At 62.5% G+C, this 12,207-nt stretch carries 10 protein-coding genes; all 10 read right to left on the bottom strand.

Annotation, left to right across the window (positions count from 1 at the left end):
- Positions 1 to 9 precede the first annotated feature (9 nt).
- Positions 10 to 1,116, bottom strand: coding sequence for an acyltransferase (locus IVA96_RS34090; protein ID WP_247422077.1), 1,107 nt, complete (start codon positions 1,114 to 1,116; stop codon positions 10 to 12).
- A gap of 1,272 nt (positions 1,117 to 2,388) precedes the next feature.
- The gene (locus IVA96_RS34085) at positions 2,389 to 3,351 is read right to left on the bottom strand and encodes a UDP-glucuronic acid decarboxylase family protein (protein WP_247422075.1); all 963 of its coding nucleotides are present in this window, start codon (positions 3,349 to 3,351) and stop codon (positions 2,389 to 2,391) included.
- A gap of 196 nt (positions 3,352 to 3,547) precedes the next feature.
- Positions 3,548 to 4,297, bottom strand: coding sequence for a glycosyltransferase family 2 protein (locus IVA96_RS34080; protein ID WP_247334297.1), 750 nt, complete (start codon positions 4,295 to 4,297; stop codon positions 3,548 to 3,550).
- Positions 4,298 to 4,308: 11 nt separating this feature from the next.
- On the bottom strand, positions 4,309 to 5,709 hold the full coding sequence (locus IVA96_RS34075) for a capsule biosynthesis protein (protein ID WP_247422073.1): 1,401 nt from the start codon (positions 5,707 to 5,709) through the stop codon (positions 4,309 to 4,311).
- Between the two features lie 4 nt (positions 5,710 to 5,713).
- A complete protein-coding gene (locus IVA96_RS34070) occupies positions 5,714 to 7,102 on the bottom strand; it encodes a surface carbohydrate biosynthesis protein (RefSeq protein ID WP_247422071.1) in 1,389 nt (462 codons plus the stop codon).
- 64 nt (positions 7,103 to 7,166) lie between these two features.
- Positions 7,167 to 8,681 (bottom strand): hypothetical protein, encoded by a 1,515-nt coding sequence (locus IVA96_RS34065; RefSeq protein ID WP_247422069.1) that lies wholly within the window; start codon positions 8,679 to 8,681, stop codon positions 7,167 to 7,169.
- A 10-nt stretch (positions 8,682 to 8,691) separates the two neighbouring features.
- Positions 8,692 to 9,513, bottom strand: a complete 822-nt coding sequence (locus tag IVA96_RS34060) for an SDR family oxidoreductase (protein ID WP_247422067.1) — start codon at positions 9,511 to 9,513, stop codon at positions 8,692 to 8,694.
- A gap of 13 nt (positions 9,514 to 9,526) precedes the next feature.
- On the bottom strand, positions 9,527 to 10,228 hold the full coding sequence (locus tag IVA96_RS34055) for an acylneuraminate cytidylyltransferase family protein (protein WP_247422065.1): 702 nt from the start codon (positions 10,226 to 10,228) through the stop codon (positions 9,527 to 9,529).
- Positions 10,225 to 11,133 carry a Gfo/Idh/MocA family oxidoreductase gene (locus IVA96_RS34050; RefSeq protein WP_247334305.1) on the bottom strand — a complete coding sequence of 303 codons (909 nt, stop codon included), beginning with the start codon at positions 11,131 to 11,133 and terminating at the stop codon, positions 10,225 to 10,227. Before IVA96_RS34050 ends, IVA96_RS34055 begins: the two co-directional genes overlap by 4 nt.
- Complete coding sequence (locus IVA96_RS34045; protein ID WP_247334307.1) at positions 11,130 to 12,179, bottom strand: nucleotidyltransferase family protein; 1,050 nt, start codon at positions 12,177 to 12,179, stop codon at positions 11,130 to 11,132. Before IVA96_RS34045 ends, IVA96_RS34050 begins: the two co-directional genes overlap by 4 nt.
- Between the last annotated feature and the right edge of the window lie 28 nt (positions 12,180 to 12,207).

The following is a 12,207-nucleotide window of genomic DNA, read 5'->3' as shown; positions in this document are numbered from 1 at the left end:
AGACGAATGTCAGCGAGCATGTTGCGAGCCGACCTTGCTCCACGAGGAATTGGTCGCCGCGATCAATCTCTTCGCCAGACGTCTGTGCTGCTTTTCCCCAATTTCGGCGAGCCCAACCGCGATTGCATTGGACGCCGTGACTGCAAGGACAAACATCGCAAAGCCTCTGGTCGGGAAAATGACCCAAAGCGCATACATCAGCGTGTAGTGGATCAGGTACAGCGAATATGAATAATCTGCCAAAAAGCCGATGCATCTGACCAAAGATGTCGATGTGACCTGATGAAGGGACTGTGTTGCAGCTGTTACCCCAAAGAAGGCTGCGAACAGGGCAAAATATGAGATCAAATTGTATTCGTGGCCACCACGGGTGATCGCGACAAAGACCACGCATCCCAGGATTCCAACGATCGCCGCGGGAGCGCGCTCGCGTATAGATGTTAGGCCGATGAAATAGACCAGCGCGCCTAAGAGCCAGAGGATGAACAAGCCAAAGCCCACCCCATCCTCTTGATAGGATCCGAAAACGTAGTGGATCGGATTTGAACTGAAGATGAGTGCCAGTGGCAGCATAAAGGGAATGGACTTCGGACGTGTCGCCGCAAAAAACGTCGCGCCCACGAACATGTAAATGTGCCATTCGATCGCCAAAGTCCAAAGAGGACTGGCCGATCCAAATTCGGAGTGCGCGAGCGAAGACGCGAAAGCTCCACGATAGCCGGTCAGCATACCGAGATTTGCGAGCAGGGTCTGCAAATCATAGTAGCGTGCGATATCCGGAGCGCCGGCCCAATAGATCGTTATTCCGTCGACAAGTACAACAAGTAAGAGGGCGGGAATAAGCCCAGAATAGATCCGCGAAAATCGCTCAATAAAAAATTGGGTAAATCCATAAGTCGGATTATTCGATTTGCGCACCAAGGTGTGTGTGATCAGAAAGCCAGAAATTAGGAAGAACAGGAGAACACCGACGTTCTGCATATACGGCAGGTTTGACGGATGCCAGTTCAAAAAAAACGACAGGGCATGGCCCACGCACACCAGTTGCGCAGCGAGAGCTCGAAGGAAGTCAATCGTTATCGCAGTATCGTTCTTCGAACGATCAAGATCAAACATGCGAAGCTCAGGAGCATAGTGAAGATCGGGAGGACATTTTTGAGGTGGTTAGCATAGGCCTATCTCGCAGTCTATGAAGACTGATTGCGGTCGGCGCGGCGAGATCGTCGTCGTGGCGACAGCGATGATGCGCCAAGTTACGTGCTGCATGATGACCGTGAATTGGTTCGCGCCCGGCACATGGCTCAGGTGTTTGCGGCAGCTTGGAAGCTGAGCACTTGTTCCATCCGCGTCGAGCCGTCCATAGAGTGATCGCAAGAAGGCAAGGCGGCGGCCAGTCTAGTAATCATCATCCCTGCCGTCTGTGAGGAGCTCTAAGCGGCGATCAGACGTGTCGGGCGGATCGTTGACTGGAAGGATGCGGCCTGACCGGCAGGCACATTGACGCACTCAGAAGGCCGACGGGCTTGCGGGAGCCGGTGTGTGTCACGCTGTCGACGCTTGCTGGCTGCTAGCGGAAGATTACGACGCTGAGGGAGGAAAACTAGCAAGTGCAGTAGCGAAGTGAAGGCGGGCTGGCCGGGATAACGTTCAGAAAGAGATCGCCCGATCTGTTGCGGACCTTGGTGTGAACAGGACAACATCTCGACCGGCCGGGCCTATGCTGAATAGTGCAGGCATTGTGGTGACCACGGCCAACTACACTACAGGGTCGGTCATTGCCGCCGAGCAGGTGTCAGGTGGTGGCTGCGACGTGGTCTGGAAGGATTCGTCGAGGGCAGTCTGGAGCGCGCACAGCGACGGCAATTTCGTGACGACGCTGGCCGCGGCTCCCGAAGTGGTGGGGACCGATCCCATCAAAGCACTGGAGCCGACTCCAGCAGGATCTCAATGGCGATGGCGTCGTCGGCGCAGCGCCGGTGGCTGCGGATAGTCTCATGTTCAATGTCAGTCCAGCCCGACAGAGGCACCATCCTATGCCCGGTTGGGTTGGTGCGGAGGTCACGTCCTCCGTCGGTGTGCGGTCGTGAATCACGATGCCCACGTGCCCGTCAGCCCGGCTGCCTTCTCAACGGCCTCCACGGCAGCAGCTTCCTGCCTGACGCACCATTGACATGCTGACATAGTGCGCCTGTTTTGCCCGACGACTCGAATTGCGTCGTAAAATCCGCAACGCGTTCGGGCCAGTGGTTAAGCCATTGATGGGCGGGTCCGGCTACTGTGCATTGGGTTGATTTCGCGCTTTTCGTAGCGAGCATCGAATGATGATTTTTGCGATCGCAGCGCGCTTATTGCGAAAGCGCGCTGCGGAGATGAAAGCTGCGCGCGGAATCAGGTCAGTTGAAGCGAGTGCTTGAAGTAGGCGATCGTCTCCTTCAGCCCATCTTCAAGCGCAACCTTCGGCTCCCAGTTCAGCGCCGCCTTCGCCTTGGCGAGGTCGGGCTGGCGCTGCCGCGGGTCGTCTTGGGGCAGCGGGTTGAACACCAGCTTGGAACGCGAGCCCGTGAGTTTGATGACCTTTTCGGCGAGTTCACGGATCGTGAACTCAGAGTTGTTGCCGAGGTTAATTGGGCCGGTGACGTCTTCCGGTGTCACCATCAGCCGCGTAATGGCCTCGACGAGGTCGTCGACATAGCAGAAGGAGCGGGTCTGCCCGCCGTCGCCGAACACGGTGATCGGCTCGCCCTTGAGAGCCTGGACGATGAAGGACGACACCACGCGTCCGTCGTTGGGCTGCATGCGCGGGCCGTAGGTGTTGAAGATGCGCGCGACCTTGATCGGGAGGCCGTGCTGACGCCAGTAGTCGAAGAACAGCGTCTCGGCGCAGCGCTTGCCCTCGTCGTAGCAGGAGCGGATGCCGATCGGGTTGACATTACCCCAATAGTCCTCGGTCTGCGGATGGATCAGCGGATCGCCATAGACCTCGCTGGTGGAGGCCTGGAAGATGCGCGCCTTCAGCCGCTTGGCGAGGCCGAGCATGTTGATGGCGCCGTGCACCGAGGTCTTGGTGGTCTGTACGGGGTCACGCTGGTAGTGGATCGGCGAGGCCGGGCAGGCCAGGTTGAAAATCGCGTCGACCTCGATGTAGAGCGGGAAGGTGACGTCGTGCCTGACCGGCTCGAACAGCGGATTGGCGATCAGATGGGCGATGTTGCGCCGGCTGCCGGTGAAATAATTGTCCGCGGACACCACCTCGGCCCCCGCTTCGAGCAGTCGCTCGCACAAATGCGATCCGATGAAGCCGGCGCCCCCGGTCACGAGGATGCGGCTGTTCTTGTAGCTTTCAAACGGCATGATCGGGTTCCAGGAGGATCTTGGGGGCGGACTCGTCCGGTGAGGCCGGCAGAGTGGTATCGGCTACGGGCGGAAAGGCCAATAGGCTTGCATTCTGGCGTGATGATACGTCAAAAGTCCAGTGGGCCGCCGTCCGGGCCGAAATGATCATTTCCGGCTGGCTGATGGCTACGCGGCGCTTGTGCGCCGGGCTTTGCTAGAATTCCCGCCGCTTCAGCCAGGCCCGCGCGCCCCAATGGGCAAAACACCAGACCGACCTGATCAGCGAGAGATGTTCGACGTTGCGGTAGATCTGCCAGACCCATTTGGCCGAGCGCACCGGGCGGCTGGAGACCGAGAATCCCCTGACGCGGTAGCGGGCAAGGTCCTCGTTGAGACCGTATGCGGTGCGGCCGCGCCTGAGGATCGAGAGCCACAGGCAGAAATCATCGTAGCCCTCGTTCTTCATCGTGATGGGACCTGAGATCTCACGGTCGACCATCGCGGTCAGGGTCGCGATCGCGGTGTTCTTCAGGAGCTGGCCATAGCTGAGCGAGGCCGGCACCTCGATCAGCCGTCCGGTGACCGTGTTGGTCTCGTTGATGCGGCGGAAAGCGGTATAGCTGAGGGCGGCCTGCTTCGCCTTAGCGAAGGCGAGCTGCCGCTCGAGCTTTTCGGGGAGCCATAGATCGTCGCTGTCGAGGAAGGCGAGATAGCGGCCCTGCGCGGCATCGATCGATGCCTGGCGCGCGAGCGCCGGGCCGCCATTTTTGGCCTGCCGGATCAGCTTGACGCGGGGATCGCGCGCGCCGATCGCCGCGATGATGTCCGGCGTGTTGTCGGTCGAGCAGTCGTCGGCGATCAAGAGCTCCCAATCGGCGAATGTCTGGCTCTGCACCGAGCGGATCGTCTCCTCGATCAGGCCTTCGACGTTCCAGGACGGTGTGATGATCGAGACGAGCGGCATGATGGGTCCGTTCAATTCACACGGGCCGGTTCGGCCATTGCAGCGCGCAAGGAGGCCGCGAACGTGTCGAGCAGTTCGGGATCGCTGATATAGAGCTCGCCCGGATGAGACCGGCGCCAGGCGGACTCGAAATAGGGCGCACCCTTGGTGGGATCGAATGGCCCGGTAGAGAGCGCTTGGCGCAGCCGCGCGGGCACGTCGGCCAGTCGATCGACCGCATGCACCAGAGGACAGGAGCGGTAGAATGCATCGCCCATCACCACGACCGGCTTGCCAAGCAGCAGTGCCTCGGCACCCGACTTGCTGTTGACGGAGACGACGGCGTCGGCGCGATTAAGCACGGTGTAATTGTTGGTCTGCGGCGGCAGCAGCACGAAATTGTCGAACCGGCGCGCGAGCTCGAGCAGGCGGGCGGCCGAGATGGCGCCGATCTGGGCTGGATGTTCCTTCACCACGAGCACGTGCGAATCCGGGATGGTGCGCAGCAGGAAGTCGACGGTCGCAACTTGGTCGAGATAGTCCGGCGAGCGCAGCGTCAGCGCCATGTCAGCCGGAACATGGAAAGGATAGTAGACGAAGGGTGTTTCGGGTAGCGGCCGGTAAAGCTTGCGCAGCCGCGTCGCGTTGAGCGCCATCGCGGCGTGCACGCGGGCATGACGCAGATTGTGTCCGAATTCCTGGTGCTTGCCGAGCGCGAATTGGTCCCAGAGCTTCTCGGCGAGACGATGGGCATTGCGTAAATTGACGACCTTCTTGAACGCCGCCGAATAGTGGTGCTGATCCTTCTTGGGAATGACGATCGCGCGCTGCGTCAGCGTCTCGTCCAGATAGCCGCGGACCTCGGCGGACACCGCATCGGCGGGCTTTGCCATCACGTCGGGCGCAGCAAAGCTGTCCGGCGTAAAATACATCCGGCCGCGAAAGAACGACGGCTCGATGAACCAGTTGCGGATGCCCCGGCGCCTGGCGGCGTAGAAGCTTGCGATGACGGAAAGGAAGCCGCCGAGCTCTTGGACCAGTTCGGCGCGTCGCTCCTGCGCCTCCAGCCGGTCGAGCAGCGCCTCCATGGCATTGGCATAGATCATGAAACGCCGGCGCAGCGCCGCGGTATCGTTGATGCCGAAGGTGAAACGTTCATGGCTGAACAGGAGATTGGTCCCGTCGAGTCCGTAAGAGGCCACGCGCGCGTCGAACGCCTTGCGATCGTCAGGCGAGGGGCCGGCCTTGAGACCCTCGCGATACATGTTGGTGACCGGAACGCCTTCGGCGACCGACATCTCGGCGCTGCGATCGTCGAAGGCGAGCAGTTCGACGTCATGTCCGGCTGCGCGCAACCGCTGCGCGACCGGAATCCAGAACCGGGTCTGGTATTCGGCAAGCGTGGTGAGGAGAATGGTCTTTGCAGTGGTCATGAGTCTATTTGGTGTGTTCGATCGCAATGCTCGCGAGCGGCAGGCCCGTCGTCGCGCAATGCGCGCGTCTTGCCGCAAATTGCGACGGGTTCGCACGATCATGGGTTGCGATGCGTTGAAGCAGGGTCCTGACGAAGATCGGCTCGATCCGCTTGTCGCGCCGGGCGGGATTGAACTGGCTGCGCAGCCGCTCGGTGACGGCCGAGCCGAGCGCGGCGCTGGCGGCACCCTTGACGACCTGGCCGAGGCTCGGCTTGGCGCGCGTGCCCTTCACGGTTGCGAGCAGCGAGAGGTATGGCCGGCGCGAAGTCGTTGCGCGGGTCAGGACGTCGGCGACGCGTTCGGCGGCTTGCCCGTCGTTGAGATGGAAGAACGCCTCGATATCGGCGGCGTGAACGCGAGCGAAATCGAAGGTCTCGGTCTCACGCTCGATGTGATCGATCACGCCGAGCAGCTCATCGAACGAGGCGACTTTCCGGCTCACCCGCGCGGGTAGCGCAGCATGGCCGGCGGTGATCGGCGTGTTCAAATACTCGAGCTGGAGCGGCAGCTTTCCGAGCAATGCCGATTCGACGGCGGTGCCGCAGTTGAGATGAACGACTGCCGCCGCATTGCGAATGCGGTCGAGCACGCTGCCGGTGCCGTCGATTAGGACGTTGGCGTGGCGCGCGAGCGCGTTGCGATAGACCTCCTCGCTCTCGAAGGGATGCGGACGCACCACAATGCTGCGGTCAGGCCGCGCTGTGGCGAGGCGGTCGATCTCGGTGAGATAGTTGGCGAAGACCTGCTTCAGGTCCGCGATGAAGCGATCGACATAGGGGCCGTCCCAGCCGGCCCGCACCATCGCCTCGCGTTCGCCGCCCGGCTTGCCGGTGAAGCGTGAATTGACCAGAGGGAAGTTGGCGTTGACGAGCACGTAGCCGCGCGGTTCGCCGTCGAGCAGCGCGCGCCAGCGCGGGGCTGCAAAATCGAAGCGCGGGCAGCCGGTGAGGTGAAGATGCTCCGGAGGCATGGTTCCGGCCGCCAGGAAGGCGTCATGCAGCCGGTTGCCCCAGAAGAAATAGCCCGCCAGGATGTCGGCGTAACCGCTATCCTTGATATGTGCGGCCATCGCCGGTGGCGAGTTGCCGCCCTTTTCCGCGAGCACGCCGCCTTCGGTATCGAGGACGTACAGCGCGAGTCCGGCCTTGGCAAAGCTCCGCATCAGGTCGAGATTGACGGGACGTGCGTAATTGACGACCAGGGCGTCCAGCCCCAGCCTCGGGACATCAACGGCCTGCTCGTACATCGGCACCAGCGTGACTGCGGCGCCACGCCGTGCGAGCTGATAACCAAGCATGACTGCTCCCGGCAGGTCGCGCTTGGGGTGATCGACCACTAGGCCTATGCGCACCGTTTGCGTCTCCTCGTGTCGAGCAAGGCTTTCATCGATCTCCCGCATGGTGCAAATTGACGAGCTAGGTCGACGCCCAGCCGAAGCGGTGGCCAAGTTCCACGAAGATCGCCCGCTGGCGGTCTTCCAGAACGAGAAAATACTGTATGGCCCAGGTCACTGCGCAGAACGCGGCGATCGCAAGCCCGAGCCTCCAGAAGCCGTCGATTGCAAAATGGTCTGCAAGCTCGAGTAGCAGCAGGCCCAAGACTATGAGAATGACGGCCTGGGCGAGAAGTGCTCTAAGGAGGCGGTAGGAGTCAAGTTGCAACCCGCGGCTCACGACCCCGATCTGCAACGGTAGAATGACGGCGTTCCCGACCACTTGGCCAAGGATCAGCGCTCGTTCATCGAACAAGTGCAGCGTCGCCACCGCCACCGCGGCCCACACCGCCAATTGATAGATCATGAGCCGGTTCAGGCGGGACTGCACGTCTGCGCGGGTTAGGAACATGACGTTGCCGAAGGCGAGGTACTGAGCGCAGATCGGCACCACGAAGCTCAGGCCCATCCAGAAGGCGTAGGGAGCCATCTGTGGTCCGATCCAGACCTGCATGATCTCGCGCGACAGCATGGCGGCCGCCATCAGCGGCGGCACCGTGAACATGGGCAGGATGATGAGGCCGAATTCACCGAGCCGTTGGAACGCCGCAGCGTTGCCGCGCTCGTCCAAGCGGCTTGCCACCGGCAACAAGGCGGACGTCAGGAGGCCGACGACGATCTTGGACACCCGCGGCAGCCGGACAAGGGTGTCGTACACGCCGACGCCCTTGGGCCCGAATAAGAGGCCGACCAGGAAAGGCTGAATCGGCAGCGCCAAGCCGCCCGTCAGCTTGCCCTGCGCGAACAGCGCGCAGCGGTGGAACAGCTCGTGCCGGATCGGCGCGTCCCACATCGCGAGCCTGACCTTGCGCACGACGGCGACGAAGGCCGCGGTGAACACCAGACCTGCGCGCATCAAGGTGCTGGCGAGATAGATATAGGCCACCAGTTCGAATGAGGCTGCGGCGTTGGCCGCCCAGATCGTACAGGCGACGTAGACGATCGTGGAGCTCACCTCAGCCAGCCGCAGGACATTGTAGCGCTCAAAGCCCTTGACGATGCCTTCCCAGACCAGCGCGGGGATCAGCACCAGGTTGGCGAGCGCAGTGTAACGCAAGATTTGCGCAAACCTGTCCGCGTGAGCGGTATCGACGCGGAGTGCGATGGTCAGGTATGGCGCGCTGATCCAGATCGTGACCGCGAGCAGTCCTGCGAGGACGGCGGCCATCGCGGTGAGAAGCGCGAGTTGTTGGCCAGCGACGCGCCAATTGCGATGCTCGCGCGCCCGCGCGACCGCTTGCGTCGTGACTTCGGAAAGGCCGAGATCGAGCAGTCCCATCATGCCGCTCGGCAGCAGGATGCGGGCCAGCACGATGAGGCCGAACTCGGTCACGCCCCAAGTGCGGATGATGACGGGGATGACGACCAAGCCGAGCACCGCCGCAATCCCGAAGGCTGCGCTGGATATCAGCGTGTTGCGGATCAATTGTCTGAGCATGCTCCGCCGTTCACCACGCGCTTAGGCCGCCGTCGACCGCGATGTTCTGGCCGGTGACGTAGGAAGCCGCATCGGAAACCAGGAACAGCACCGCGCCGACCATCTCGTCGGGCTTGGCCATCCGGCCAAGTGGAATGCGGGCGCTGTAGCGTTGCTTGAAGGTCTCGTTCTGCCCGCTCTCGACGCCGCCCGGGGTGAGCGTATTGACGCGAACGCCTTTAGCCGCCCAGTAGGTCGCCAGGTGCTTCGTCAGGCCGATGACACCGGCTTTGGACGCCGTGTAGACCGCGGGCGTGTTGATGGCGCGGCCGAGATATTCGGAGCCTTCGTAGATGCGCTGGTCGGGCGCCATCAGGCCGTAGATCGAGGCGGTCTGCACGATGGCACCGTAACCGCGCTCGGCCATTCGCCCGCCGAACACCTGCGCGACGTTGAACATGCCATCGAGGTTGACCGCCATGATCTCCCGCCACGTTTCCTGGGAGAACCTCTCGACCGGGGCGAAGAAGGCATCGATGTCGCGAGTCTTGTTGGCGGCGTTGTTGAGAAGAATCGAAACCGGTCCAAGGCCGGCCTCGATCGCATCGGCCGTGTTGCGCACTGCATCGGGGCTGGTGATGTCGCAGCCGTAGCCTCTGGCGCGGACGGCATGGCGTGAGGCGACGTCGGCCGCTGCCGCATCGGTCGCGACCTGATCGAGATCGACGATCGCGACATTGGCGCCGAACTCGGCGAGGCCTTCGACGAAGCGGCGGCCGAGGATGCCGCACCCGCCGGTGACGACGGCCGTGCGGCCGGTCAGATCGAACAGGGCCTTGAAGCTCGTGGTCATCGTTTGAGGCTCCTCAGACCGGCAATCGTTGGCGCAGCAGCAGTTCCACCAGCGCAAAATCGAGATCGGAATCGATGTCGATCGAGCGCTCTTCCGGCATTTCGAACAGACGCGTATCCGGATAGAACACCGCGGGCTGCTCCAGGAATGGCGCGACGTGCCAGACATAGATCGACGCGTTCATGTCGAAGCAGCGCGGCGCATCCTGCCGACGCGTAATCGGAGGGTTGGCAGATTTCGAAAGACCGACGCTGCCGTCGCTGCGCTGCTCGACCAAATTGAAATAGGGCGACCGGCGCGCCGGCGCTCCGGTAATGACATTGCGGGCACCGCTCTCGCGCAGCAGCGCCACCGCACCGCTAATGTCCGACGCAAGCCTGAGCGGGGAGGTGACGTCGAGATCGACGAACATCTCCGGTGTCTTGCCCGTTTGTACGATGGCCTGCTCGAGACAATGGCGGATCGCCGGCAGCTTCGGCGCCGCATCCGTCGCCATCTCAGCCGGGCGCCTGACCGCGATGTCTGCACCGGCCTTAAGCGCTGCGTCGAGCAGAGCGTCCGAATCGCTGCTGAAGGCGATCGCGTCGAACAGGCCGGTCTCGCGCGCCTGCTCGATGCTCCATGCGAGCACGGGTTTGCCCAGCAGATCGCGCGCGTTCTTGCCGACGACCCCTTTCGAGCCGCCCCGCGCGCACATGGTGCAAAGCAGACTCATGGCGATATCCAGGTCTTGGTGCGCAGCGCGCGCTCGCTAGCATCGATCAGATGCACCACGCCGAGCCCTTCGGCAAGCGAGCAGGCCGGGCTCGCGCCATGCATCCCGGCGATATGCATGTTGCGGTAGCTCTGGTCGCGCTCGCAGGCGATCTCCGTTGTCTTGCCGTTGACCGAGAGGCGGCTGCCGACCAAATCGGCCTCGATGGTGTCGTCGTCGACGTTGACGCGAATGCGGCGGATGCCTTGGCGGTCGAGATAGTCCATATGGACGTGGACCGCTGGCGCCCGCTGCATGTCAAGCAGCAGGTCGAGATGGTCATCGACGTCAAGGTCGCGCGCCCCAGACGCGCCGCCCAGCGCGGCGACGCGATGCCACGGCCCGAACAGCCACAAGAGATAATCCAATTCGTGGCTGAGATCCCGCAGCACCCCGCCTCCGGCCTCAGCCGTGGCGGATGCGGTCGCACGATGGTCGCGGCCGGGTCGCCAGTCCCTGATGTCTTGACCGACATAGGCGGCCACCGTGATCACGTCGCGCCCATGCAATCTCTCAGCGAGCGCCGTCATCACGGGATGGAACCGCAGATTGTATCCGACGCTGACATGGGCAAACGGATATTTCGGTGGCGATGCCGGTGTCGCAAATAGCGGCTTTTCGACAAGCACCTTGCCATGGAAGCCGGCTTGCGCGAGCTCTTGCAGGTCGTCTGCATGGCGCGCAGTCTCGGTGGCGATCACCACGTAATCCGGATGCGCAGCCGCGAGCGCCTGCGTGATTGATCCGTAGTCGCCGCCCTCGCGGCGGCTGACGGTCGCGACCTGAAGCCCAAGCCCGCCCAGGACGCGCGCATGCCTAGTGCCGATCGAGCCGAGGCCAACTACGACGGCGGTTGTCGAGGTCACGAGAAGACCTCATGAAACTCCGCATGCGCCTGCTCGAAATCCTCCAGGCGGCCAATGTCGAGCCAATATTCACGGATCGGATAGACCGCGACGCGCCCCTTGCTGGCGATAACGCGCTCCAGCACGGTCGGCATATCGATCCTGACGCCGGGCGCGACATGGCTGAAGACGGAACTGCCGACCACATAGATGCCGGCACTCACGAACCAGCTCTCGGTCGGCTTCTCGCGGATGGCGTCGAGAAAACCGTCTGACGTGGAGACCACGCCGTAGGGCACGTGCACCTTGTGCTCGCGCACGGCCATCGTCGCTTCCGCCGGTGTTCCGTTGTGGAAGTCGAGAAGAGCGCCGTAGTTGATCGTGGTGAGGATGTCGCCGTTGGTGACGATCGTCGGCAAAGCCGGCGGCGTCGGGAACAGTCCGAGCGCGCCTGCGGTCCCCAGGCGCTCGGTCTCGTGCACGTACTGGATATTGGCGCCGAAGGCGCTACCATCAGCAAAATGGTCCTTGATCGCCTCGGCCTTGTAGTTGACCGAGATGAAGATGTTGCCAAAGCCCTGCTGCACGACATTGCGGACGATCGTCTCGAGCAGCGGCCGGCCGCCGACATTGAGCATCGGCTTCGGTACCTCGCGCGTCAGCGCGCCCAAGCGCTCGCCGAGACCGCCCGCCATGATCAGGACAGGATTCGGATAATGGCGCGGTTCGAGCAGCTCATCGAGCGTCTCGACCACGACCAAATGGCCGCCCTCGTCGACGAGCGGGAGCTGCTTGATCGACCTCTGCCGCATCAATTGCAGGCGATCCTCGCGCGGCAGGGTCGCAGGAACCGACACCGGCGCTCGGTTCATGATATCGGTTGCAAGGCCGGTCAGCGGGATGCCGCGCAGCAGCCCGCGCCTCACGTCACCGTCGGTGACAACGCCGAGCAGCCGATTCTGGTCGTCTAGCACCAGTGCAATCTGGATGCTTCCGCTCTCGATGGCGGCAATGGCCTCGCCCACGGTCGCCTGCGTTCCGACGACGGCCTTACGCCAGGATTTCATGGCAATCTGCCTCGTATACGCCAGATAT

Source organism: Bradyrhizobium sp. 159 (assembly GCF_023073795.1).
In the GTDB taxonomy this organism is placed as follows: domain Bacteria; phylum Pseudomonadota; class Alphaproteobacteria; order Rhizobiales; family Xanthobacteraceae; genus Bradyrhizobium.
Note: the sequence above shows the minus strand (reverse complement) of the source record. Positions and strands in the feature narration are given on the sequence as shown.

Bases quoted from the DNA above. Each gene is read 5' to 3' on its own strand.
- IVA96_RS34090 (WP_247422077.1), bottom strand. From the start codon at position 1,116: ATGTTTGATCTTGATCGTTCGAAGAACGATACTGCGATAACGATTGAC.
- IVA96_RS34085 (WP_247422075.1), bottom strand. From the start codon at position 3,351: ATGCCGTTTGAAAGCTACAAGAACAGCCGCATCCTCGTGACCGGGGGC.
- IVA96_RS34080 (WP_247334297.1), bottom strand. From the start codon at position 4,297: ATGCCGCTCGTCTCGATCATCACACCGTCCTGGAACGTCGAAGGCCTG.
- IVA96_RS34075 (WP_247422073.1), bottom strand. From the start codon at position 5,709: ATGACCACTGCAAAGACCATTCTCCTCACCACGCTTGCCGAATACCAG.
- IVA96_RS34065 (WP_247422069.1), bottom strand. From the start codon at position 8,681: ATGCTCAGACAATTGATCCGCAACACGCTGATATCCAGCGCAGCCTTC.
- IVA96_RS34060 (WP_247422067.1), bottom strand. From the start codon at position 9,513: ATGACCACGAGCTTCAAGGCCCTGTTCGATCTGACCGGCCGCACGGCC.
- IVA96_RS34055 (WP_247422065.1), bottom strand. From the start codon at position 10,228: ATGAGTCTGCTTTGCACCATGTGCGCGCGGGGCGGCTCGAAAGGGGTC.
- IVA96_RS34045 (WP_247334307.1), bottom strand. From the start codon at position 12,179: ATGAAATCCTGGCGTAAGGCCGTCGTCGGAACGCAGGCGACCGTGGGC.